The following is a 23,421-nucleotide window of genomic DNA, read 5'->3' on the forward strand; positions in this document are numbered from 1 at the left end:
TGCAAGTGCTCGTCAACCGCGCATCAATCTTCCTTAGTTACTCACGATTGCAGACTTCCACTTCCTTGTCAACACAGAAAGTGTAAAGTTTTATATCCCAAAAGTTGCCCCTAGAATCAACATCCTAACAGCATCAAAGCGGGCGTAAATGCTCCAAAATCTTGCCGTCTAAATACACAGCATTAATTACCCTTTCCGACGTATCACACCATTTAGCAACAACCGCACTCGGTACACCCTTGCCAACCTGTTCGCTAATAAAAGTATCCCGGCAAGAGTAGGGGGTAGTTGTCTTAGAACCCTGTTCATGTTGCCTGGTTTTTTCAGTAATCGGGTCAACCAATTTATGCCATACCTGTTTACTGAAATTGTTGTAATTAATCGCCCCGCCCTTAATAGGTGATGGAAATACCAACCTATCCTTGTCAGTCAGATTTTGTGGCTTGATACCTTTCAACAACCGAACCAGTTCTTGATTGCAAGGAAATTTACGTCGCTTATTGTTTTTACTGCCGTCAACCCTTGTCTCCTTACCGCTTGGGTGCTGTATACTCCCATTGAACACAATGTGAGAAAAGTCAGTAGCAATGTCAGACCACCTCAACCCAACAGCTTCAGATGGACGGCATCCAGTCAGCAGCCAGAACTGCACCATCGGGTAGTAAAAACAAAACTTTTGCCCCGTTTCTCCCCTCCCATTCCAAGTCCCTCTGTGATTCTTAAAAGCCTCCAATACCAGCTCTTTTTCTTCTGCCGTAAATGCGTTCGGTTCCGGGTCGCTTTCCCAGTTATGTTTAGGCAATTCTGCTGCTAGCCCCTCGAACGGGGATACAGTCAAGCTCTTGACAATCTTGAACTTAATTCCCTATTTAACCGCTGCATTTAGGTGAGTCAAAATCCTTTTGGTCATGCTGTTGGTCGTATCCTCCAATAGCCAAGCGCGTACCTGCAAAGCGCAGTCCTCTGATAGAGGCTGGTAGGGGCAACGGTCAACATAGCTTTGAATGCCTGTTACCAAGTAGTTAAAAGTTGTGGCCTTGAGTGCTGGTTTCTTGAATTCCAAGTATTTAGCAAACAGCTTAGTCAGTGTCAGTTCAGGCTTAGGCTTGACCGTCTCAATAACAGTCAGGTGAGTCTGTGACTTGTACTTTTTGAGTGTGGGGTCAAACCGCTCAAACTTGATATCAGATTCAATCAACTGTGCCTTAGCTTCTGCTAGTTCCCAGTTTTCAGGGGTATCTGCCAGATTTAGGTAAAAGTGTTTGCGTTCGCCGCCATAAAGATGTCTGGGTAGTTGCAACCTTAGTCTGCCACTGCGAGTCTGGATAACAACCGATCCTTTTTTTGCCCGATCGGGAGAGTCAACCATAATTTTGTCTCCAACTTCAATGCAACCAAGATACTACTTTTGGAGACAAATTGGAGACAAAATTAGAGACAAAGTATTTGTTAAACACACAACGCCTTACTACATAAGGGGCTTAGCGCTTACCCCCTAGCGCCTTCCAAGCTAACTATGCGGGTTCGATTCCCGCTGCCCGCTTGCGTCCATAAGAACCTCAAACCAACGATAAATCAACGGTTTGAGGTTTTTTATTGCTCAGAATACGGCTAAGTCAGGGGTCTAATTGACTAGAAATTGACTACGATTTGACTACAATCTGCCTCGTTTGAATACAAATTGAATACAATCCATACCTAGACCAGGTTTGAGCCGTACTCTTCCGCCAGAAGCCCCAGAATAGCGTCGATATCAGCCAAGTCCGCCCTCGACTTTTTGCGCTGCGCTTTCAACTGATTGAGCAAGTCGGCCTGCTTTGGAAATAGGGATGAGCGTGCACAAAGAGGTAAGAAAATTGCAAAATGGGCGTTAGAGTTGCTGGAGAGTTCCTGGTTTGTAGTAAAAGTAGTAACTGAGATATTGCACTATTTTTATGAACAGGCAAGATGCCTGTTCCACAAAGAGTGAATTTTCTTGTGGGGAGTAGGGGTTGGGCCGGAGAACCCGCCCCTGAAAGGCTTATTGAAAATGGTGCAATATAGAAGTTACTACCAATTTTTTTACCACCTAAAATTTCAATCCTCAAAAATATCTAACTGTTGGCCATCAGACTCTTTTTTACCATCTTTTTTAACACCTTTCCGCAGCCCGATCGCAATTTTGCTATGTTTCTCAATCTGCTTCATCACCTGTCTCGCCCTGTCAATCACCGACGGCGGTAAACCAGCTAATCGGCCCGCTTCAATTCCGTAAGATTTGTCAGCACCTCCCGGCTGGACTTGGTGCAAAAACACGATTTGATCCGGCAATTCTTTCACTGTCACTTGATAATTTGCGACATTATCTAAAATAGAAGCTAACTCATTTAACTCGTGATAGTGAGTCGCAAAAATTGTCCGCGCCCGAATCTCAGTTGCTAAATATTCTGCCACAGACCAAGCAATCGAAAGTCCGTCAAAGGTTGCCGTTCCTCTGCCAATTTCATCTAACAAAACCAATGATTGCGGCGTCGCGTGATTGAGAATATTTGCAGTTTCGTTCATTTCCACCATAAACGTAGATTGACCGGTTGCCAAATCATCGACTGCGCCGACGCGGGTAAAAATCCGATCGCAAATTCCCAAACTCGCAGCTTTCGCCGGCACAAAACTGCCCATCTGCGCCATTAACTGGATCAAACCCACCTGCCGCAAGTAGCAGCTTTTCCCGCTAGCATTCGGCCCGGTTAAAATAATTAAATCTGGGCGCTTTAGCGATTCTTCCCGACCCAAAAAAGCCGAATTAGGTACAAAAAATCCCGGCGGCAAAGACTTTTCCACCACAGGATGACAACCTTCAATAATTTTAATTTCCCGACTTTCTGTCATAGTCGGGCGGCAGTAATTCTGGTAAACTGCTACTTCTGCTAAACCGCACAAAACATCGGCCGCCGCCACGGCGCGGGAAACGTTGCGAATAATTTCGGCGTGTTCTCCTACCTCCGATCGCACTTTAGCAAAAATATCGTATTCCAATTGATTTAAATCTTCCCGCGCTGTCAGAATTCGCACTTCCCTTTCTTTTAATTCTTCAGTGCTATAGCGTTCTTCATTGGTGAGAGTTTGCTTGCGGGTGTAGTCCTTCGGCACTTGGTCTACTTTCGATTTGGTAATGCTGATGTAATAGCCGAAAGCTTTATTGTAGCCTACTTTTAGATTAGAAATTCCGGTGCGTTTTCTCTCAGTTGCTTCTAAATTGGCAATCCATTCTTGGTCGGCTGATGCAGTGTGGCGCATTTCATCTAGCATGGGATTGATTCCCGATCTAATCAAACCTCCTTCTTTTAAATGAATCGGCGGTTCATCAACTAAATGAGCGTGAATTTTACTTGCTAATTCTTCTAAAAGTGGCGGTACATTTTGCAGCGCTTTCAAATAGGGCGATCGCCCTTGGGCTGCGATCGAGGCTAATTGCGGCAGTTTCGAGAGAGAATCAGCTAAAGCGACCAAATCCCGCGCGCTAGCTGTTCCAGAACCCGCGCGGCCTGTCAGTCTTTCGATGTCGTAAATTTGGCGCAGCAACTGCTGCAAATCTTGGCGCAGGGCGTTATTTTCTACTAATTCTTGAATCGTGTCATGTCGGGCGCTAATGCCTTTAATGTTGAGCAAAGGTTGCAGCACCCAGCGGCGCAAAGCGCGGCCTCCCATTGCGGTGCTGGTTTTGTCTATAGCCCACAGCAGCGAACCATGAAAAACCCCATCTCTCACTGTTTGAGTAATTTCGAGATTGCGGCGGGTTTGGTAGTCGAGTATGAGAAAATCGGTGAGAGTGTAAGTGTGCAATCTTTGCAAAGAAACTGCTTTTTCCTTTTGAGTTTCTTCGATATATTGCAGCAAACCGCCGGCGGCGCGAACTGCGAGGGAAAGGTGGCCGCATCCCATGCCTTCGAGCGATCGCACTTTGAACTTTTGTAGGATTCTCTGTTTTGCTTCGGACAAAGTAAACGGAATTTGCGATCGCAAAGAATAGCAAAACGAATTCGGCAAACAATCGGGCAAATGCTCGGATTTCTCTCCGGGCCTCAACATAGTCACCAAATCCGGCGCATTAGTCGGCACCAAGACTTCCGAAGGCTGCAAGCGCAGCAATTCGAGGGTTAATTGTTCTAAAGTGTCGGCTTGGGTAGTGACGAATTCTCCCGTAGAAATATCAGTATAAGCCAATCCCCAATGTTCCCCCGCTATCACAATTGCGGCTAAAAAATTATTTTGTCTGGGTTTGAGCATTCCGTCATCAGTCAAAGTTCCGGGAGTGAGAATGCGGGTAATTTCTCGCTTGACTTGACGACCTTCTTTAGCAGCAATCGAGGCATCTTCTACTTGGTCGCAAACTACTACAGCATAGCCTTTTTCTACTAACATTGAGGTGTAGCGGTCGAGGGCGTGGTGCGGCACTCCTGTCATCGGCACTCTGCCAATTTCCTTGCCGCTTTCTTTACTCGTACAAACAAGTTCTAATTCCCGCGAAATTGTAACTGCATCTTGGAAAAAACACTCAAAAAAATCTCCGACTCGAAACAATAAAAGTGCGTGGGGATACTGTTCTTTCACTTCCACATACCGCTGCATCATCGGCGTCAGCTTGGTGAATTCTAGTAAGCGGTGGTCGGCATTGCGGATGTTGGGTTGATGGGGGTCTGTTGGGGTAGATGCAGTGTAAGGCATAAAAGGCGATCGATAAATTTTAATCTTTAACAACTTTAGCGCAAGCTCGGCTTTTAGCTATAACTAATATACAATATTTGACGATTATTCCTCCTTAAGCAGGGTGCGTGATTGTCAATATTGGTGAAGAGTGTTGAGCTATACAAAAGTCACGCACCCTACTTAATAATCGATAAACTTGCTTTTAGTTGAGAATTTTTATGTCGCTACTTATCTAATGTGAGTCCAAGCAGCCGCTACAGTGAGACTTAGGGCGGATATTTTATCTATTGTGAGAGGATAGGGATCGGCGAGTCACAAAAACAACCTCATCCATCTCGTTATTAACTGTTATAGCAGATGTTGAAAGCCTTTCAAGTTCGCTCAGGGTAAAAAGAAAGAAGAAGCAATCTTCCGCAATGATTTCAGCAATTAGGAACGTCTTAACCGTCGAGCGTGCTTGCTATAAAGGTTGGGCGTTAACACAATAAAGTCAAAATTTCCGCATTTTTGGGGCATAAACTTTACATTTTTGTTATTTAAAACAGCCGAAAGATAGATTTTTAAATTATACCTCGGATAGAGAGATAAAATATTTTATATGCTTACAATTAAAAACATCGAAGCGAGTAATTTATCGGCTTAGTAAAGGTAAGATTTAGAATCAAAAATCTGCTAGCTAGTAGTTAAATAGAGGAAAAAAAATAATGAAAGCTCTTTGCTGGCACGGAGCAAATGATGTGCGAGTTGATAATGTACCAGACCCAACAATTATCAATCCGCGCGATGCGATAGTTAAAATCACGTCTACAGCAATCTGCGGCTCGGATTTGCACCTCTACAATGGCTTCATCCCGACAATGCAATCGGGCGATATCATGGGGCACGAATTCATGGGGGAAGTAGTCGAACTCGGCAGCCAAGTCAAGAACTTAAAAAAGGGCGATCGCGTCGTCATTCCTTTTACTATTTCTTGCGGCAGTTGCTTCTTTTGCAACCGCGATTTGTGGTCGCTGTGCGACAACTCCAACCCCAATGCAGGGCTGGCTGAAAAAATGTTCGGTCATTCGCCGGCGGGACTGTTTGGCTACTCGCATTTAACGGGCGGCTATGCAGGAGGTCAAGCAGAATACGCGCGGGTTCCGTTTGCAGATGTCGGCCCTTTAAAAATTCCCGACGGACTTTCGGACGAACAAGTATTGTTCCTCACGGATATCTTTCCGACGGGTTACATGGCGGCAGAAAACTGCGACATTCAGCCGGGGGATACGGTAGCAGTTTGGGGATGCGGGCCGGTCGGACAATTTGCGATCAGAAGCGCGTTTATGCTGGGGGCCGATCGAGTAATTGCGATCGACCGCGTACCGGAACGCTTGCAAATGGCGGCCGCAGCTAAAGCAGAAATCATCAACTACGAAGAAATGGACGCCGGGGAAGCCGTCACCGAAATGACGGGCGGACGCGGGCCCGACTCTTGCATCGACGCGGTGGGAATGGAAGCCCACGGCACCGGTCTCGACGCTTTGTACGACAAAGCCAAGCAAGCCGTGCGGTTGGAAAGCGATCGACCTACAGCCCTGCGACAAGTTATCCTCGCCTGTCGCAAGGGAGGTACAGTGTCAATTCCCGGCGTTTACGGCGGCTTCGTTGACAAAGTGCCCCTAGGTGCAGCTTTCAACAAAGGCTTGACCATGAAAATGGGACAGACGCACGTTCACCGCTATTTGCGGCCTTTGCTCGATCGCGTTCAAAAAGGCGAAATTGACCCGTCATTCGTAATTACGCACCGAATGAAATTGGATGAAGCGCCCCACGCCTACGAGATTTTCAAACAAAAAAAAGACAACTGCATCAAAGTTGTCCTCAAACCCTAACTCGCATTTACCCTTCAAGGAGAAACTATGCTTTTACAAGAAAAAGAATCAGGCGACTTGATTGAAATCCTCGATGTAGATGCTTTAATCAGCCCTACAAAACAAGAAGTGTCGGGAAAAAATCAAGCTGGTCAAGAAGAGCAAGAGAAAGCAACTTTTCCAAAAAGTAATTTAGTCTTTCCTTCCGGTGAAAATCTGCCGCGCTGCTGGACTGAGGAAAATTATCAAACTCATTGATATCAAGGGAAACCCCAAACCTAATATCCAGAACCCCGACTTCTTAAAGAAGTCGGGGTTCTAACAGTTTGAGGTAAAAAGGGAGATTAATTGTTAACGATCCACTCGACTTGATGGGCTTCTGTGATGTCTGGAATATCCAGCCGCGCAGCTAATTTGCGAATGACTGCTTGCGGTAGTGTTGCTGTGCGCGATCGATTCCGCTGCAATATTTCTTCTAGAGGTACTTCTAGATAAACAATCCGAATGCGCGCTTGATAATCGGCAAAAAAATTAATTAATTGCTGGCGCATTTGTTTAGTTGTATTCGTGGCGTTCCACACAAAAGAGCGCCCGTCATTCATGTATTCGCGGGCTCTTTTTTTCGCGGCTGTGACCACATTTCCAGGGGTTTCGTCGGGAGGGACATTCATCTCTTTTCGCAGTGCATCCAGCGAGATTACTGGCAAATCTGGGAGATTTTTACGAATCCAATAATCTTTACCGCTTCCTGGCAATCCCGACATCAAAATTACTTCGCATTTAGTGTCGTCAAATGCTTCGTAATCCGGGTGGCCGTTCTCTTTGCGGAAATAGATAAATCGGCTGTGTGCTGAGGGGAATTGTCGGGGAGAATCCAAACAATTATTTTCTTGACAAAACTCCCGAAATAGTTCTATTTTATCGAGCAATTCTTGTCTGTCGCTACACTGTCGGCCGCGCACGTCTGCTTCGGCTAAAAGTGCGAGGAAATCGCAGCGGACAACTTGACTAACTTTAATTACCGACTGCTGCGGGTTGGGTTTGTCGATTAGCCAGATGGGTAAACTGCCGAATTGGACGATCGCCACCACGGTTTCCCGAATCTCAAACTGCACAGGCGGCTCGAATTGAGATAAAATTTGTCTAACCATTCTCGCACCTTGGCGGGCGTGACCTTTTGAGCTAATTCTGCCATCGGCTTCGATTTTTGTAAAGGTTGGTTTGGCGACATCGTGCAGCAAAGCGGCCGCAAAAAGTATCGATCGTTCTTGCACGGGTAATTGACGCCAATTTGGGGAAGATATTAATGCTTCGCAGACCATTCTGGTATGAATTAAAACGTCTCCTTCGGCGTGATAAATCGGGTCTTGCTGACATCCTTTTAAGTTTTGAATCCAATCGAAATGATTTTGAATGCTGTCCCAGTCCAGAAACCAATCGGGCGGTTGGGGACAAAAGGGAAAAGTCCAAGTGACCGAGGGCGATAACAGTCCATTCATAAATTCACCTGCGGGTTAACTAAAATTAAATAAATTCACATCGGGACGCAGAATATTCGGTATAATTGGGCGATTTAGCCAATGTCCTTCTGCATTTTTTATAGCAGTCAAAAAGCTGGCACGCACGTATTTGTAACGCGCCTTGACTATGCCATCTTCTTCAACTTTAATGTACAGCCCCTCCATGCGATCGCTCTTGTCAGTCTCTTTAAAACATCGTTCTTCATCTAATCCCAATTCCCGACAGGACAAACGCAACCGATCCAAATGTCCCGGTTGAATAAAATTAGATTTTTCCACAAACTGCATCATTTGCTTGGGAGATTTTACAACTCCAGAAAACAGCACGGGAACGGAGGCTAACGGCAGTCCGCTTAACAACTTGCGGCGGGATTCTGTACTCAGAAATTGACTGGTTTCTAAGTCCAGCACATCGTATTCCATAAAATAGTGCGGCAAAAAATCATAAAAAACAGTGTGTTTCGCATACAGCCATTCGCCGTAAAGAATGTAGCGATTTCCCAGCACTTCTCCCAGGGTTCCGCTGAGACTGAAAGCCCACTGCTTGAATAAGTTAAAATGTTTTTCCCTCGGCCCGCCGGTGAGATAGTGGCCGCGACTTTGCAGCAGCATTTGTCCGTCTGGTGCGAAGCTGATGCCTGTATTTGCGCCGTCTACCTTTTCTTCTATAATTAGAGGGCGATCGAGCAAAGCGCTAAATGGCACGCTGTCGAGGTCTTCATCACCCGGTTGGAAACGCGAACCTTCGATGTGATAAGTTCTAGGATATTTAACAATTTTGAGCATCAGCCAATCCATTTTAGATTTGAGAGGCGACCCATCCATTTTAGATTTGAGATTTGAGACTTGAGAGGCGACCGAATCTATTTAACCATTATAATGGAATAATCACAAAGGAGCGTGTAAGTTGAAAAGTCAAAGTTTCCAGAGCATATCATCAGCATTCGCTGGGATTCTATTAGTAGGCGCGCTACTCCTGGGATTAAACTCTTTTGTCGTCATCAATCCAGGTGAAGCAGGGGTGGTTAGCGTTTTAGGAAAAGCCACAGATGGAGCATTGTTAGAGGGGTTTCACCTCAGACCCCCGCTGATCTCCAAGGTAGATGTGTACGATGTAACAGTGCAAAAATTTGAAGTTCCCGCCCAGAGTGCTACTAAAGACCTTCAGGATTTAAATGCTAGTTTTGCAATAAACTTTCGCCTCGATCCTGCGAGAATAGTTGATGTCCGAAGGACTCAAGGAACCTTGGAGAATATAGTCTCAAAAATAATTGCTCCTCAGACGCAAGAAGCCTTTAAAACAGCGGCTGCACTGAGAACCGCCGAACAATCGATTACTCAAAGAAGTGAACTGAAGCGAGACTTTGATACTGCGCTGAAGGAAAGGCTATCCAAGTATGATGTAATCGTACTCGATACGAGCGTTGTTAATATTCGATTCTCCACAGATTTTGCGAAAGCGGTTGAGGAGAAACAGGTTGCTGAACAGCGGGCGCAAAGGGCTGTTTATGTGGCTCAGGAAGCAGAGCAGCAGGCTCAAGCTGACATTAACCGCGCTCAAGGTAGGGCGGAAGCTCAAAGACTTTTGGCGGAAACTTTGAAGGCTCAGGGCGGCGATTTAGTGCTGCAAAAAGAGGCGATCGAAGCTTGGAGAAGCGGCGGCGCTCAGATGCCAAAAGTGCTGGTTATGGGCGCAGGTTCGAGTCGGGTTCCTTTCATTTTTAATATGAACGATATTCAGGAAGAACCCGATCGCCCGCCAGTGACCAACAATTAAAATATGGCTGAGGGTAACAAGCCCGGTGTCTCCGAAAATATTGGCTTTGCTAACCACAAATCTCGGAATAAACCGGGTTTCCTCAGAAAGCGCACATAAGTCTTATGAGAGTTGCCGGAATATGCTACACTTCTGAAAGCCACAATATAACGACAGTTTGAAACCTGTCGTTATAAAAGCGAAGTCCGCAATTAACACGCAGGCAACACACTCATTTTAGGAAGCAAGGAAAAATCATGACCCGCGCTATTATGGAAACCGACAAAGGCACAATCAATTTGGAATTGTTCGATGCGGATGCGCCTAACACAGTGAAGAATTTTGTTGACTTGGCGGAAAAAGGTTTTTACGATGGATTGGCTTTTCACCGAGTCATTCCTAACTTTATGATTCAAGGTGGCTGTCCAAAAGGCAATGGAACGGGCGGCCCCGGCTACAAAATCAAGTGCGAAATCAACTCGAACAAACATGAGGCAGGAACTTTATCGATGGCTCACGCAGGTAAAGATACGGGTGGTAGCCAATTCTTTATTTGCCATTCTCCCCAGTCTCATCTAGATGGAGTGCACACAACTTTTGGCAAAACTGAGGATATGTCAGTCGTCAATGCTATCCGCCAAGGTGACAAGATTATTTCGCTCAAAATTGAGCATTAATTTCCTCTAATTAGTGGCGTTTGTAGTAAGGACTTTAGTCCTTATTGCAAACAAAACGTGTGAAAGTTAAGAGTTTTAAAATCTACAATTTATGACCAATAATTTCTTGATGGTACCCGCCACGTGATTTATCCGTGGAATCAATCCAAAATCCAAAATCATTGCATCCTCAAGCCCCCAGATTTATCCGTGGTGTCAATCTAAAATCTAAAATCTAAAATCTAAAATCGAATGACTGTTATCAATGATAATACTGTGGTGACTGAGTTAACTGAACTATATTTAAAATACGAAAAAGCTCTTTGTACGAATGATATTGAAACTCTCGATAATTTGTTCTGGGATGCGCCGGAAGTCGTGCGGTTTGGGGTGACTGAGAACCTGTACGGGAGTGATGAGGTGAGGGCTTTTCGCAAAGGACGATCGCCTGTAAATGTCGATCGAGAAATGTTCAACCTCAAAGTCGTGACATTCGATGCAGACACGGCGGCTGTGACGCTGGAATTTCGCCGTGTAATGGATGGAGTGGTGCGGCTGGGGCGGCAGAGTCAGATGTGGCGCAAGTTTCCTCAAGGGTGGAAGATTGTTTCCGCTCACGTTTCTTTTTTGCCGCTGTAAATGTTAAGTCATTTCCCTTGAATTGCCCGTAATGAAATTCTGTCGATCGGGCTGGGCGGGTTTATAGATATTATGGATGTGAATTACAGATTGTTTGTGAAACCCGCCCCTACAAGTATTGTGGTTAATTTACCTGACAGGATATTAAAGCTAAGAAAACAATATATTCAAATGTAAAATTACTATTTTAATTTGATTATTGTTGAGCCATGTAATTCGGCATAGATTCTTTTTTTCCTTTACTATTAGTACCTCTTCTTTTTGGTCACTCCCATTCGCTAATACAGTTCATATTTGAGCAAAGTACACGGAATCGAGCCATTATAAACAGGAATTCGCCGCGATGTCCTGAGTCCCACCTTTTTACCCAACTCCTTATTCCCAGTCAAAATAAAGGCATTCCAACCTTTAAAACGATGCTTGAAAATATCCCCCAACATCTTGTACAAATCTCCTAATTCGCTGGCATCTCCCAGGCGCTCTCCGTAGGGAGGATTGCAAATCAGAACGCCTCTGTCTGCGGGTGCTTCCAACTGAGATAACTCGGTTTGAGCAAACTGAATCTTACCGGAAATACCAGCTTGCTGCGCGTTCGTGCGAGCTTGAGTTAACATATCGAAATCGCGATCGCACCCTGCAATCACCTCTTTAAGTTCCGGTAACTCACTATTTTCCGCTTCCGCCCACAATTCATCCCACAAAGGTTCGTCAAAATCCCGCCAACTCATAAATCCAAACTTTTCTCTAAACAATCCCGGTGCAATATTCAATCCCTTTAAAGTCGCTTCCAAAGGCAAAGTTCCAGAACCGCACATCGGGTCTAAAAACGGCAAATCAGGCGTCCATTCTGCCATCTCCAACAAAGCCGCAGCTAGGGTTTCTTTGAGGGGAGCAAGCCCCATCGCCGGTCGATATCCCCGGCGGTGCAAACTGCCGCCAGAACTGTCTAAACTTAAAATAGCTCTATCTTGATGAATGTGAATGTTAATTTGCAAATCGGGATGCTCTACATCGACATTAGAACGCTTGTTAAATTGAAGGCGCTGTTGGTCGGCGATCGCATTTTTGACCTGCAAAGCTGTAAAGTGAGTGTGGTTCAACTTTTCGTTGCCGCCGGTGCAGTTTACTGCTAAAGTATTTTCGGGGTATAAGTATTCGTCCCAAGGGATTTTCTGCACTTCGCGGTAGAGCATATCCGAGTTGTAACACCGGAATTCGGCGATCGGCATTAGCACTCGAAAAATTGTTCTCGACCAAAGATTGACGCGGTACAATAAAGCCCGATCGCCCGCAAAGTAAACCCCTGTAAAATCTGGCTTGACATCCTGGGCCCCTAAACGTTCTAATTCTTGGGCGGCAATTGTTTCTAAACCGCGCGCAACTGTAGCAAAATATTGATTCATTGATAATTGGTAATTGGGAATTGGGAATTGTTACTAACAACAGACTCCAGACTGATGACTATAATAGCTGGTTTTAATCCTAACTATCAAAATAAATACTCTACCTTTACGATAAATCACTCGCATTAATCTGGGTGGGGGCGGGTTTGAGAGATTGTTCTTTGTTGGCTGTGATTGTTTGTGAAACCCGCCCCTACAGATTGTTAAAAATGTGTGAGTCACAAACTGTCGGTGGGGGCGGGTTTGAGAGATTGTTCTTTGTTGGCTGTGATTGTTTGTGAAACCCGCCCCTACAGATTGTTAGAAATGTGCGAGTCACAAACTGTCAGTAATACTGGTGAAATTAAAAGCTTTCACGCGCACTCCGGGTACGACACTACCGCCGTAACGCTTCACCGTACTAACTGCATCCACATCGCGCAACATATCAGGTAAAACTTGATTGAAACGCAGGTTTTTAATCGGGTAAGCAATTTTGCCATCCTCAATCAAAAAAGTACCGTCGCGAGTCATTCCCGTTACTTCCAATGTTTTCGGATTAACGTAGCGCACGTACCAAGCTCGACTGACGAAAATTCCTCGCTCGGTTTGAGCAATTAAATCGGCTAAACTTTGGTCGGAACCTGTCATCACGATCGGGTAATAAGCACCTTTTGCCTCTTTGCCTTTTTGTTCGGCCCAGTAGCGGGAATAAGACAAACTTTGAGGGACGCCATCTTTGATGATTTCCAAATAGTTATTGCTCAATCCGTCGCCGAAAAAAGTATTCGATCGCAACAAAGGATGAGCCGGATCGCGCTGCACTTGCACTAACGGGCTAAAAAGTTGTTCCCCCGCGCGGTTTCCCGCTGGTTTTCCCTCTGCATCGGCGATCGACATAAACGATCGCCCCTCATCCGCCGCCCTCGCATCCAGCCCCCAAATTACCCACGGTAGCAAGCCCGCAAAAGCAGCGCCGTCAAAGATTACCGGATAAATGCCGGGAGTGACTTCGCGGGGGTTGCGGGAGGATTTCGCCCGATCGAGCACTTGTTCTGCTAATTGGGCGATCGGCAATTCGTTGATACTCCAAGCAGTGCTCTTCGCCCAACTAGAACCGTCTTCAACGCGAGCAGTAAAGCTGAAATCCGCATCTGTAGACTGGTTGCAGGCGCGGAGTCCGGTTGACGAGGCGATCGCGTACAGCGACGCCTCAGTGCTCAAAGTACCCGAACCATGAGCGCCCCCCTGGGAGGATCTGGCGCACGCTTGCTGCACCATTTCGGCCCGCGCTAGAGGCGATACAGTTGCCGTTGCTGCGTCGAATGCGGGCGATCGCAAATCGTAGGTTTGAGGCGGCAGCAGCGGCATCCATTCGGGGTCTGCCGGCGCAATTCGGGCCAATTCTTCCGATCGCTTGACTGCAGAGGCGATCGCATCTTCATCAAATTCTGTAACAGCAGCAGAGGCGCTTTTGTTACCGAAATAGCTAGTAATGTTCAGGCTAAATACAGTTTTGCTGATATTTTGGCTGATTTGATTTTCCGAAAATCGGGAAAGAGATTCCTCGCCAGTAGAGAGACTGACAAATACTTCCTCTGCTTTGGATAGTTTGACTGCTTTTTCTACTACAGATAAGGCTTGGTCTTCACTTAAAATTGCGGGCGATGTTGTTACGAGCATAAGCTAAAGTCCCGGAATATTTGTTGTATTTGAAAATAGGTTTAGCCGCAATACTACGGTTAACTCGCCTGTACTAAAGAGCGTACTGCTAACACTTCATCTGCTCCCAGAGGTTCCACATCTGAAGGAGAAACAGCCACAACTAAAATCGATTCTCCTAAAGCATTAAATATTTCTAGAACGCAGCCATCATCTTCGCCTTCCCTTGGATGAGGTACCCGAGCGACTAGCATGGCTACATCACCTTTTTTGAGCTGATATAGCGGCATATCCCGACACAATGCTACACGCTGGTAAAGTTCAAGTTTCACGTCGAGACTCCTTTTTGGGTTTGAGAGTAAGCTGTCGGGCATCTAAGTTGTCAGTCCGGGACGCAATTGTCATAATTAGTAAGGTGCGTCGCTGCGATATTTTAGATTTTTTTGAGGATTTTTGATGGCGACGCACCCTACAGATCCTTTAGAATTCTCACATTAAAAACCTACAATCTAATTAAGAATTTCCCCCAATTTGAATATCTCTCACTCGCACCGGCACACAAGCGTGAGTCATTTGAGCTATCTGCATCGGTTCACCTTTGCCGCACATATTCGTACCGCATTGAACCAGCTCCGAAGCTGGCCCGATCGCATCTATTTGATTCCAGAAATCAGTAGTCATCGCCTGATAAGTTACATCCTTCAACATACCGACAACTTTACCTTTTTCCACCTTCCAAAAAGCATCGCCACCGAATTGAAAATTGCGCCGCTGCTGGTCGATCGAATAACTACCCATACCGTCGATTAAAATCCCGTCTTCCGTATCCGCAATCATCTGTGCCAAAGTAGCAGTATGGCTGCCGCCATCCGGGCCCGGCTCCAATCCCAAATTGGGAATTCTCACCATCGGCACGCTCGACCAACTGTCAGCGTAAGCAGAACCGTTGCTGCTGGGACGTCCGAGGCGGTAAGCCGTCTCTCTGTCAGTGAGATAATCAACTAAAATTCCATCCTTGACAACGTACCACTCTTGTGATTTTACGCCCTCATCATCGTAACCCATTGTACCGCGGCCACCCGGTTGAGTGCGATCGCACTTAAAATTAACCCAAGGTGCAGCGTATTGCAGTTTATTTAACTTATCAGTAGTAGCAAAGCTCGTGCCAGCAAAATTAGATTCGTAACCGTAAACCCGGTCTAATTCAGTTGGATGTCCTACCGATTCGTGGATTGTCAAATACAAATTTGTCGGCTTAAGAATCAGGGATTTGCAAATACCAGCCGGGACTTTTGGAGCGCGGACTTTCTCAATAGCTTCGGCGGCAACTCTTTCGACTTGACTCAACAAATCATCGGGATTAATATGTTCGTAACCGATATTCATCGGCGGGCGTTCGTAACTGCGACTTTGGGCATCGCCGCCCGCAATTGCCGTACAGGCAAAACCCGGATAGCTGCGGTAAATTGTTTGTTCGATTAGAGAGCCTTCTGTAGAAGCAAAAACCTTGTCTTCGCGGCTTGACTGCAAAAAAGAAGAAGCTTTTTTGATGCCTTGTGCGCCGTGTGCTAGCAGCCGCTCGTTGATAGTTAGCAGCAGTTCGGCTTTGTCAGCAACGGGTACAGAAAAAGGGTCAATGGCGATGGGAGTAATGTAGGTATCGACATATTTTTCGACAGGCACTAACCGCACCGGTTCCTTCTGAGTTAAGCGGCTGCCTTTCGCGATTTCTACAGCCAAAGCGACTATTCTTGCAACCTCTGCGGGTGTTTTGCTGTGACTGGCGGCAAACCCCCAAGCGCCGTCTAGAAGCACGCGCACGCCAAAACCGGAACTTACATTATCTGACAGTTGACTTAAAGATCGATCGCGCGCGTAAAGATTCTGCCTTCGGTAACTGCAAAAACGTACATCACCGTACTCGCAACCTGTTTTCCGAATCAAATCTACAGCCAAATTTGCTAACTCGTTAGCAGAGATTTTTGCAGTTAATTGCACCATAGTTATTCGTCATTCGTCGTTAGTTGTCAATTATTATAACATATTGGAATAAACCGCGAAGATGCGTTCGGCGAAGCCGTTCCCGAAGGGTAGAGCGCGAAGGAAGGAAATAGAGAGGTCTTTCTCATATCGTTTACGGTTTTTTCGGAATGATTAAACCGCAGAGGCCGCAGAGACCGCAGAGGAAGAAAAGAGAGAGATAAATAATTCCGATGACAACGAATTTGATGTCATTTCTAAGTAGAGTTTTTACCTGAAAACATCTTCTTCTTTCTCTTCCTTCTTCGCGCCGCTTCGCTAACGCGCCGCTTCGCTAACGCGTCTTCGCGGTTCGTTTAATCTCACTCCATCTCCTGCAAAACCCCTGTCAAAATTTCCACAATTTTATCGATATGTTCTTTCTCAATAATCAGCGGCGGCGACAAAGCAATAATATCACCAGTCGTGCGAATTAGCAACCCTTTTTCATAGCACTGCAAGAAACAATCAAACGCCCGTTTTCCCGGTTTCCCAGCAATAGATTCCAACTCAATCCCCGCCACCAGTCCCAGATTGCGGACATCAATTACGTGCCGCACTCCCTTCAAAGAATGCACCGCATCTTCCCAGTAACCAGCCATCTTATCTGCTCGTTCAAATAACCTTTCTTCCTCATAAATATCCAGCGTCGCCAAAGCAGCCGCACAAGCCAGAGGATGACCAGAATAAGTATAACCGTGAAAAAGCTCGATCGCATTTTCAGGAGCATTCATAAAAGCATCATAAATGCCTTGTTTCACAAACACCGCCCCCATCGGCACCGTACCGTTAGTTATCCCTTTCGCCGCCGTCACAATATCGGGAACCACCCCAAAATATTCCGTAGCAAAACTAGAGCCTAGCCGCCCGAATCCGGTAATTACCTCATCAAAAATCAGCAGAATTCCGTATTTGTCGCAAATCGCCCGCAGCCTCTCCAAATAACCTTTCGGGGGAATCAAAACCCCTGTAGAACCAGCCACCGGTTCGACAATTACTGCTGCAATATTAGACGCATCGTGCAAAGCGACAATCCGCTCCAATTCATCCGCCAAATGCGCTCCCCATTCCGGTTGTTTGCGGCTGAAAGCATTGTGTTCGAGACTGTGAGTGTGAGGCAAATGATCGACTCCCGTGAGCAAACTGCCAAAAAACTTGCGGTTTGTACCGATACCCCCGACAGAAATTCCCCCAAAACCAACGCCGTGATAGCCACGTTCCCTCCCGATCAATCTTTGGCGAGTTCCTTCACCTTTCACCCGGTGATAAGCAATCGCAATTTTTAAAGCAGTTTCTACAGATTCCGAACCCGAATTAGTAAAGAAAACGCGATCGAAATTGCCCGGAATCATCTTTACCAAACGTTCCGCCAATTCAAAAGCACCTGGATGTCCCATCTGAAAAGCCGGAGAGTAATCCAAACGCAAAACCTGCTGTTTAACTGCTTCGGCAATTGTCTCGCGGGCGTGTCCTGCATTCACGCACCACAGCCCCGCAGTACCATCTAAAATTGAGCGGTTATCATCGCTTGTAAAGTGCATATCTTTGGCAGAAACCAACATTCGCGGATTCGCTTTAAACTGTCGGTTGGCGGTGAACGGCATCCAGTAAGCGTCCATATTTGTCATGTTTTTTTATCCTTTTATATTGATGCTTCTGCATCCAAACTATAACTTGCTACCGATTGCCGATCGCCAGACGCTTATTATAATTTTACAAAACACCTCTCTCCCTCTTTCTATCTTTTCTATCTCCTCTGCGCCCTCTGCGCCCTCTGCGGTTAGTAAAAAAAATATCATTCACAAATGAAATAAAATCACTGCCGCAATCCTAAATCTTGGCGATGGCTTTCCTAGCGGCAGAGATATCAGATTAAAAACCCGGTTCATTAATTAACATAAAAAAAACCGGGTTTTTAAGGAACCTAAAAACTTGATGTTTAATGACAAAAACTAGCTAATTAACGATCGCCCCCACAGACTCAGGCTGCAACAAACCCGTCAGCATTTTCACAGGCCTTTCTTCGTAGGGCCACGCGAAAGCATGGCGGAAAGCTGCTTCTTGACACGCTTGCAATTGCCGAAAATCAATGATATCCAAAGTTAACAAATTCTCGTACTCGAAAGGCAAGCGCACGTTGTGCAATCCCGCGTTGTCGGTGCAAATGGCAATATCGACGCCAGCTTCAAAACATCGATCGAACACAATCTTCAATTCGCGCATATCTTGCAACGTCCCCGTTTTGAGATAGGTAGTTGGGCAAACCTCCAAGCATTGACCCCTGCGCGCGACTTCTGGCAGCAATTCGGGATATTTTAACGGAATTTGAATCCCGTGGCCGATACGCATCAGATAGGGCAGAAGTTCGGGATAACAGCCAGAGGTAGTTTCGTAGAGGTGGCCGGTAGTTTTGATGCCGATCGACCTCGCGTACTGGTACAATCCGACAAACTCCTCCAAACGATCGCCTATACAATCATCGCCGCCAGCTATATCGATCGCACAAACATATTCTCCCATCCCGGCCGCCAAATCTACGATCGCCCGATTCACCTCATAGGGTAAACGCGAGTGCATACACAAAATTTGGCTAGTAACAATCGGACAATCGCTAATTTGACTTGCCTTGCCCACAACTTGTACAATTTCTGCCATCAAATCAATGCGTTCTGACTGATTCAAATGTTCTGGAGTCCGCAAATAAGGCGTATAGCGCAACTCCAAATAAGCCAGATTTTCAAACACGTAAGCGCCCCGCATCAACCGATAGATGAAATAAGGCAACGTCTCAACAGTTTGAACGCTTTCTACCAGCGTGTGCAGTTCCAAATACTCATTGAGAGTATTGCGCGGACGAGTGTAAAACTCCTCAAATTCCGAGTATTTCGGAAATCGATTAACCATCTCAGCATTGTGGCGATCGAAATACCGCCACAGCACCCTAGGAACGACGGAACCACCCAGATGGCGGTGCAACTCAGCGTGTAAACTCATGGCAACAAAGCCTCTATTTTCTCAATCTTAACAAAAATTAATTAGTCAGTAGTCATTAGTCAGTAGTCAGTAGTCATTAGTCATTGGTTATTTGTTAGTTCCAATGCCTAATGCCCAATAGACATCTCCCATAATTCTTGTGGAACAGGCATCTTGCCTGTTCAAAATAGGCTTTTTGGGAGATGCCCCATGCCCCATGCCCCATGCCCCATGCCCCATGCCCCATGCCCCATGCCCCATGCCCGTATCTAAAATCCCAAATCTAAAATCTAAAATCTAAAATTGATTGACATTTCGGACGCATTCATACATAATCGGAGATTGTGTCAACCTGAACAGAACGCGAGAAACCCTTGGCTAACGTAGTTGTAATCGGCGCCCAGTGGGGCGATGAAGGAAAAGGCAAAATTACCGATTTGCTCAGCAAATCCGCAGATATCGTTGTCCGCTACCAAGGGGGCGTCAACGCGGGTCACACCGTGGTAGTCAACGGTCAGACTTTCAAGCTGCACTTAATTCCGTCTGGGATTCTCTACCCTGATAAAGAGTGTATTATCGGCTGCGGCACGGTCATCGACCCTAAAGTTTTAATTGCAGAGTTAGATCAGCTAGAGGCACTGAATATTTCGACAACCTCGCTGATGATTTCGGAGACGGCTCACGTCACGATGCCCTATCATCGATTAATTGATGTAGCATCGGAAACGCAGCGGGGAAATTATAAAATCGGGACGACGGGACGCGGCATTGGCCCTACTTACGCCGACAAGTCGGAACGCACTGGCATTCGGATGCTAGATTTAATGGACTTGGACGGGTTGCAAGAACAATTGGAATGGACGATTAATTGTAAAAATGTCCTTCTCGAAAAACTCTACAATTTGCCGCCTTTAAATCCGCAAGACGTAATTGATGAATATCGAGTTTATGCGGAACGTTTGCGCCCGCACGTAGTAGATAGTTCCCTGAAGATTTATGAGGGACTTCACAAGCGGAAAAATATTCTGTTTGAAGGCGCGCAAGGCACTTTATTAGACTTAGACCACGGCACTTATCCTTACGTTACTTCGAGCAATCCCATCGCTGGCGGTGCTTGTGTGGGAACCGGAGTCGGCCCAACAGCGATCGATCGCGTAATTGGCGTAGCAAAAGCTTATACAACCCGCGTCGGAGAAGGCCCATTCCCTACTGAAATGGTAGATGGAATAGGAGCAATTTTGGGCGATCGAGGTGCAGAATTCGGCACGACAACCGGTCGCAAACGCCGCTGCGGTTGGTTCGACGCAGTAATCGGCCGCTACGCAGTCCGCATCAACGGCCTTGACTGTCTGGCAATTACCAAACTAGATGTTTTGGATGAATTAGAAGAAATAAAAGTTTGCGTTGCTTACGAAATTGACGGCGAAAAATGTGTTGATTTCCCGAAAAGTTCCCGGATATTTGCTCGGTGCCAACCTATTTACGAAACCCTTCCCGGTTGGAAACAGTCTACGGAAGAGTGCCGGAATTTGGAAGATTTACCGCCGCAAGCTTTGAATTATCTGAAGTTTTTGGCAGATTTGATGGAAGTGCCGATCGCGATCGTTTCTCTCGGTGCGAGCCGCGACCAAACTATTATTGTAGAAGACCCGATTCACGGCCCGAAACGCGCTTTGCTTTCTGCAGACGGTACGCCAGTAGCAGCACAATCATAACAGGTTTAGTTATAATAGACAAAAAGGGTCTATCTCATGTGTGACGAGGCTCCAATGACCGATGAAGATCGTCTGATATACCAACTAACCCTTCATCGAGATTTGGTTGGCTGGGTAATCGGAAAGTTAGCTGAAGATGGCATTGCATCCCAGAGAACTACTGGCAACGATCCGAAAGGAGACATTTTGATTGTCGCTCCCAATGAGGCCTCGCAAGTAAAAGAAATAATTCGGGATCTTCATAATCAATACACGAGAGAAAATATCAAAGATTCACAGTCAACCTTAGAGGAAAGAAAAACAAACTTACCGCATATAGAAATCAAAACCACATACCTTTCAGGAAAAGCAGTTAATGAAATTATTGATACTGCTACTGTCATTGCAGTTGTAAGTGCCGATAGAATTTCTGAACCGGGCAAGGCAAAATTTATAAAAGCAGGTATAGCTTATGCCGAAAATATTCCTTTGGACGAGTTTCTAGATGTTTAGTAGCAGGAGTAATCCCAATGTTTGACATCAGTTTTTATTCAGCAAATGGAGAACCGTCCGATAGTGTAAGAATAACAGCAGCTACTTACGAATGGTTAGCAAAATCAGCATTTTCAAAAATAGGTGGCGAATCAGTCGAAACCCAAATTTACCTAGATGAAGAAAATGTAATTCTGCCTCTAGTTGAATTAAATCAAGATATTCGCCAGCAGTTCAAGAAAATTTTCAGCGAAGCAATCATCAGTGAAAGCGATGCAGTTCTTACTAAGCTGGGTGATTCCCCTTCAAAAGAAGAGTATCAATCAGGAACGTACCGTCTCAGAAAAATGCTGGAATTGCTCAAGTGTGTGGAAAACGAAAATTATCAATACCTTCAGCGAATTTAATCGGAACTTACGCAACTGGTTCAATTCGTAGGGTGCGTCAGTTGATAAGACCTAAATTTTTTGTCATAAACTCAATACTGACGCACCATACAAGCTAGTTAAAGTGTGACCGTTGACCTGAGTCTGATTAATGTTCGATCGCAATATCACAATTCTGGTAAAATGTAAAAACAATTAGCAGAAAGTCAGAAAATGGAACTCGCAGTAGAATGTCAAAAGCGGGCAGAAGGCAGTAAACCTAACGCCCTGCGCCGCTCTGGATTGATTCCCGCCGTCCTCTACGGGCACAAAGGCTCTGAATCCATTTCCCTTACCATCAAAGCCAAAACAGTTGAACACCTGCTCAAAAAGCACGTAGTCAACAATACCCTAATTGACCTCAGCATTCCCGACCTCTCTTGGAGCGGAAAAACCTTGCTCCGGGAAGTTCAAGTTCATCCTTGGAAGGGCTATCCTTACCACCTGAGCTTTTTCTCCGTGGCAACTCAAGACAGCCTGGAAGTTGAAGTGTCGCTGAATTTTGTCGGCGAACCAGTCGGCGTCAAGTTAGAAGGCGGCATTTTGGATACCGTACTGACGCAACTCGCAGTTAAGTGCAAACCAGACAGCATTCCTGAAGCAATTGAAGTAGATATTTCTCATTTAAAGGTTGGGGATGCGCTGCATATTCACGAGTTAGTTTTGCCTGCGGGAGTGGTAGCTCTCGGCGAACCAGATCAGGTGGTTGTTAGCGTGCTGGGAATTCAAGCAGGTTCTGAAGCAGAAGACGCAGAAGAAGACGCAGCCGCAGCAGCTTAATTAGTAATTGCTAATAGTTGTTAACTAATTAATTGTTGAAAAAAAAGGGCGATCGCTTTCTCCCAAAAGGGCGATCGTTTTTTGCTAAAAAGGCTATTCTAATTTGGGTTCGATCGCACTTACTCTACTGGGCCTTGAATCTGCTGTCGCACCCATTGACTAAAATCAATCTGTGCGGCAACTTCATCGATGAAAGCCACTTCTAGAAACTGGTATAAATCCGTTTTTTCAATAATGGGAAAAGTCGGAGATCGATCGCGCTCAACATAAGCCCCATCGACTAATTGCAGAATCCGCCATACCCGCCCGTTAAACCGCCAAAATTCCGGCACGCCTATACTGGCATAGAGTGTATTTTTATTGATATCGGTATGGGTAATATCTACTTCCACGACTAAATCCGGGGCGGGATCGACATTCAAATTAACCAGGCGATCCGCCACTAAGGCATAATTCTGGATGTAATACCCATTGTCAGGCTCGGCGCTCTTGAGGAGGTCTTCGCGATCGAGCGTAGTCGATCCCATCGTCTTGATTTTCATGCCCATCTCCACCACAAGGACTCTAATAAAGAGTTCAATCAAGCGAGCAGAGCGTTCGTGTTCTTCGAGGGGCATGGTGATTTCTAATACTCCGTTATCGTAGCTAAAACGGGCGCGGGTGCGCTCCATCAGCAAACTTTGAATTTGCTTGAAGGCTTGCCAATCGATATCGCGAAAGGTGAGGCGCTTTTCACCGACAAGTTGAGGTGGTGGCTCTAACAACATCAAAATTACCGCAATTTAAGCGAAAGTTGACAAAACATTTGCTGTTAATTATTTTAATATATTTCTTCAATAAGTCTTGTGGTGCAGGCATCCTGCCTGGGATCGATTTTGGTGCGTGAG

21 protein-coding genes are annotated in these 23,421 nt (G+C 45.8%); 9 read left to right on the plus strand and 12 right to left on the minus strand.

Annotated elements, in window-relative coordinates; genetic code table 11:
* Window positions 1-133: 133 nt before the first annotated feature.
* The 3 genes from QUA88_RS20015 to mutS form a co-directional block, all read right to left on the minus strand.
* Window positions 134-838, minus strand: a complete 705-nt coding sequence (locus QUA88_RS20015) for a tyrosine-type recombinase/integrase (RefSeq protein WP_333057077.1) — start codon at window positions 836-838, stop codon at window positions 134-136.
* 27 nt (window positions 839-865) lie between these two features.
* Complete coding sequence (locus QUA88_RS20020; RefSeq protein WP_333057079.1) at window positions 866-1,369, minus strand: Arm DNA-binding domain-containing protein; 504 nt, start codon at window positions 1,367-1,369, stop codon at window positions 866-868.
* A 707-nt stretch (window positions 1,370-2,076) separates the two neighbouring features.
* Entirely contained in the window at window positions 2,077-4,704 is a 2,628-nt protein-coding gene (gene mutS / locus QUA88_RS20025) for a DNA mismatch repair protein MutS (protein ID WP_333263353.1), read from the minus strand.
* Between the two features lie 686 nt (window positions 4,705-5,390).
* Here mutS and QUA88_RS20030 point away from each other — a divergent pair.
* Both QUA88_RS20030 and QUA88_RS20035 read left to right on the plus strand, forming a co-directional pair.
* Complete coding sequence (locus tag QUA88_RS20030; protein ID WP_333228007.1) at window positions 5,391-6,557, plus strand: zinc-dependent alcohol dehydrogenase; 1,167 nt, start codon at window positions 5,391-5,393, stop codon at window positions 6,555-6,557.
* 27 nt (window positions 6,558-6,584) lie between these two features.
* Window positions 6,585-6,794: an acetyltransferase gene (locus QUA88_RS20035; RefSeq protein WP_333057082.1), complete on the plus strand. Its 210-nt coding sequence runs from the start codon at window positions 6,585-6,587 to the stop codon at window positions 6,792-6,794.
* A gap of 86 nt (window positions 6,795-6,880) precedes the next feature.
* On the opposite strand, the gene QUA88_RS20040 is transcribed toward QUA88_RS20035, so the two are convergent.
* Entirely contained in the window at window positions 6,881-8,035 is a 1,155-nt protein-coding gene (locus QUA88_RS20040) for an AAA family ATPase (protein WP_333273365.1), read from the minus strand.
* A 15-nt stretch (window positions 8,036-8,050) separates the two neighbouring features.
* The gene (locus tag QUA88_RS20045; RefSeq protein WP_333208719.1) at window positions 8,051-8,842 is read right to left on the minus strand and encodes an RNA ligase family protein; all 792 of its coding nucleotides are present in this window, start codon (window positions 8,840-8,842) and stop codon (window positions 8,051-8,053) included.
* Window positions 8,843-8,963: 121 nt separating this feature from the next.
* Between QUA88_RS20045 and QUA88_RS20050 the strand changes: the two genes are divergently transcribed.
* The 3 genes from QUA88_RS20050 to hpxZ all read left to right on the plus strand — a co-directional run bounded on the left by QUA88_RS20050 (window position 8,964) and on the right by hpxZ (window position 11,107).
* Window positions 8,964-9,833 carry a prohibitin family protein gene (locus tag QUA88_RS20050; RefSeq protein ID WP_333057085.1) on the plus strand — a complete coding sequence of 290 codons (870 nt, stop codon included), beginning with the start codon at window positions 8,964-8,966 and terminating at the stop codon, window positions 9,831-9,833.
* Window positions 9,834-10,069: 236 nt separating this feature from the next.
* Window positions 10,070-10,489 carry a peptidylprolyl isomerase gene (locus QUA88_RS20055; RefSeq protein WP_333144881.1) on the plus strand — a complete coding sequence of 140 codons (420 nt, stop codon included), beginning with the start codon at window positions 10,070-10,072 and terminating at the stop codon, window positions 10,487-10,489.
* 231 nt (window positions 10,490-10,720) lie between these two features.
* The gene (gene hpxZ, locus QUA88_RS20060; protein ID WP_333057088.1) at window positions 10,721-11,107 is read left to right on the plus strand and encodes an oxalurate catabolism protein HpxZ; all 387 of its coding nucleotides are present in this window, start codon (window positions 10,721-10,723) and stop codon (window positions 11,105-11,107) included.
* Between the two features lie 278 nt (window positions 11,108-11,385).
* Here hpxZ and QUA88_RS20065 read toward each other — a convergent pair whose 3' ends face one another.
* From QUA88_RS20065 to QUA88_RS20090, 6 genes are all read right to left on the minus strand, one after another.
* Window positions 11,386-12,510, minus strand: coding sequence for a THUMP domain-containing protein (locus QUA88_RS20065; protein WP_333273368.1), 1,125 nt, complete (start codon window positions 12,508-12,510; stop codon window positions 11,386-11,388).
* A gap of 315 nt (window positions 12,511-12,825) precedes the next feature.
* Window positions 12,826-14,172, minus strand: coding sequence for a TldD/PmbA family protein (locus QUA88_RS20070; protein ID WP_333273371.1), 1,347 nt, complete (start codon window positions 14,170-14,172; stop codon window positions 12,826-12,828).
* Window positions 14,173-14,231: 59 nt separating this feature from the next.
* Window positions 14,232-14,483 carry a DUF4926 domain-containing protein gene (locus tag QUA88_RS20075; protein ID WP_333057095.1) on the minus strand — a complete coding sequence of 84 codons (252 nt, stop codon included), beginning with the start codon at window positions 14,481-14,483 and terminating at the stop codon, window positions 14,232-14,234.
* Between the two features lie 181 nt (window positions 14,484-14,664).
* Window positions 14,665-16,152: a TldD/PmbA family protein gene (locus QUA88_RS20080; protein WP_333273374.1), complete on the minus strand. Its 1,488-nt coding sequence runs from the start codon at window positions 16,150-16,152 to the stop codon at window positions 14,665-14,667.
* Window positions 16,153-16,493: 341 nt separating this feature from the next.
* Entirely contained in the window at window positions 16,494-17,798 is a 1,305-nt protein-coding gene (locus tag QUA88_RS20085; RefSeq protein WP_333273377.1) for an aspartate aminotransferase family protein, read from the minus strand.
* 328 nt (window positions 17,799-18,126) lie between these two features.
* Complete coding sequence (locus QUA88_RS20090; RefSeq protein ID WP_333273379.1) at window positions 18,127-19,164, minus strand: adenosine deaminase; 1,038 nt, start codon at window positions 19,162-19,164, stop codon at window positions 18,127-18,129.
* A gap of 353 nt (window positions 19,165-19,517) precedes the next feature.
* Here QUA88_RS20090 and QUA88_RS20095 point away from each other — a divergent pair, with 353 nt between their 5' ends.
* The 4 genes from QUA88_RS20095 (at window position 19,518) to QUA88_RS20110 (ending at window position 22,534) form a co-directional block, all read left to right on the plus strand.
* On the plus strand, window positions 19,518-20,858 hold the full coding sequence (locus QUA88_RS20095) for an adenylosuccinate synthase (protein ID WP_333057103.1): 1,341 nt from the start codon (window positions 19,518-19,520) through the stop codon (window positions 20,856-20,858).
* 54 nt (window positions 20,859-20,912) lie between these two features.
* Window positions 20,913-21,350, plus strand: a complete 438-nt coding sequence (locus tag QUA88_RS20100; RefSeq protein WP_333057106.1) for a hypothetical protein — start codon at window positions 20,913-20,915, stop codon at window positions 21,348-21,350.
* A 17-nt stretch (window positions 21,351-21,367) separates the two neighbouring features.
* A complete protein-coding gene (locus tag QUA88_RS20105; RefSeq protein WP_333057107.1) occupies window positions 21,368-21,736 on the plus strand; it encodes a hypothetical protein in 369 nt (122 codons plus the stop codon).
* Between the two features lie 192 nt (window positions 21,737-21,928).
* Window positions 21,929-22,534: a 50S ribosomal protein L25/general stress protein Ctc gene (locus QUA88_RS20110; RefSeq protein WP_333057110.1), complete on the plus strand. Its 606-nt coding sequence runs from the start codon at window positions 21,929-21,931 to the stop codon at window positions 22,532-22,534.
* A gap of 119 nt (window positions 22,535-22,653) precedes the next feature.
* Here QUA88_RS20110 and QUA88_RS20115 read toward each other — a convergent pair whose 3' ends face one another.
* A complete protein-coding gene (locus tag QUA88_RS20115; protein WP_333057111.1) occupies window positions 22,654-23,301 on the minus strand; it encodes a Uma2 family endonuclease in 648 nt (215 codons plus the stop codon).
* Between the last annotated feature and the right edge of the window lie 120 nt (window positions 23,302-23,421).

The organism is Microcoleus sp. D3_18_C2, from assembly GCF_036702395.1.
GTDB lineage: Bacteria > Cyanobacteriota > Cyanobacteriia > Cyanobacteriales > Microcoleaceae > Microcoleus.

Coding starts and splice junctions, on each gene's coding strand:
- QUA88_RS20055 (WP_333144881.1), top strand. CDS start 10,070: ATGACCCGCGCTATTATGGAAACCGACAAAGGCACAATCAATTTGGAA.
- QUA88_RS20115 (WP_333057111.1), bottom strand. CDS start 23,301: ATGTTGTTAGAGCCACCACCTCAACTTGTCGGTGAAAAGCGCCTCACC.
- QUA88_RS20065 (WP_333273368.1), bottom strand. CDS start 12,510: ATGAATCAATATTTTGCTACAGTTGCGCGCGGTTTAGAAACAATTGCC.
- QUA88_RS20105 (WP_333057107.1), top strand. CDS start 21,368: ATGTTTGACATCAGTTTTTATTCAGCAAATGGAGAACCGTCCGATAGT.
- mutS (WP_333263353.1), bottom strand. CDS start 4,704: ATGCCTTACACTGCATCTACCCCAACAGACCCCCATCAACCCAACATC.
- QUA88_RS20090 (WP_333273379.1), bottom strand. CDS start 19,164: ATGAGTTTACACGCTGAGTTGCACCGCCATCTGGGTGGTTCCGTCGTT.
- QUA88_RS20020 (WP_333057079.1), bottom strand. CDS start 1,369: ATGGTTGACTCTCCCGATCGGGCAAAAAAAGGATCGGTTGTTATCCAG.
- QUA88_RS20085 (WP_333273377.1), bottom strand. CDS start 17,798: ATGACAAATATGGACGCTTACTGGATGCCGTTCACCGCCAACCGACAG.
- QUA88_RS20110 (WP_333057110.1), top strand. CDS start 21,929: ATGGAACTCGCAGTAGAATGTCAAAAGCGGGCAGAAGGCAGTAAACCT.
- QUA88_RS20100 (WP_333057106.1), top strand. CDS start 20,913: ATGACCGATGAAGATCGTCTGATATACCAACTAACCCTTCATCGAGAT.
- QUA88_RS20040 (WP_333273365.1), bottom strand. CDS start 8,035: ATGAATGGACTGTTATCGCCCTCGGTCACTTGGACTTTTCCCTTTTGT.
- hpxZ (WP_333057088.1), top strand. CDS start 10,721: ATGACTGTTATCAATGATAATACTGTGGTGACTGAGTTAACTGAACTA.
- QUA88_RS20070 (WP_333273371.1), bottom strand. CDS start 14,172: ATGCTCGTAACAACATCGCCCGCAATTTTAAGTGAAGACCAAGCCTTA.
- QUA88_RS20035 (WP_333057082.1), top strand. CDS start 6,585: ATGCTTTTACAAGAAAAAGAATCAGGCGACTTGATTGAAATCCTCGAT.
- QUA88_RS20080 (WP_333273374.1), bottom strand. CDS start 16,152: ATGGTGCAATTAACTGCAAAAATCTCTGCTAACGAGTTAGCAAATTTG.
- QUA88_RS20045 (WP_333208719.1), bottom strand. CDS start 8,842: ATGCTCAAAATTGTTAAATATCCTAGAACTTATCACATCGAAGGTTCG.
- QUA88_RS20030 (WP_333228007.1), top strand. CDS start 5,391: ATGAAAGCTCTTTGCTGGCACGGAGCAAATGATGTGCGAGTTGATAAT.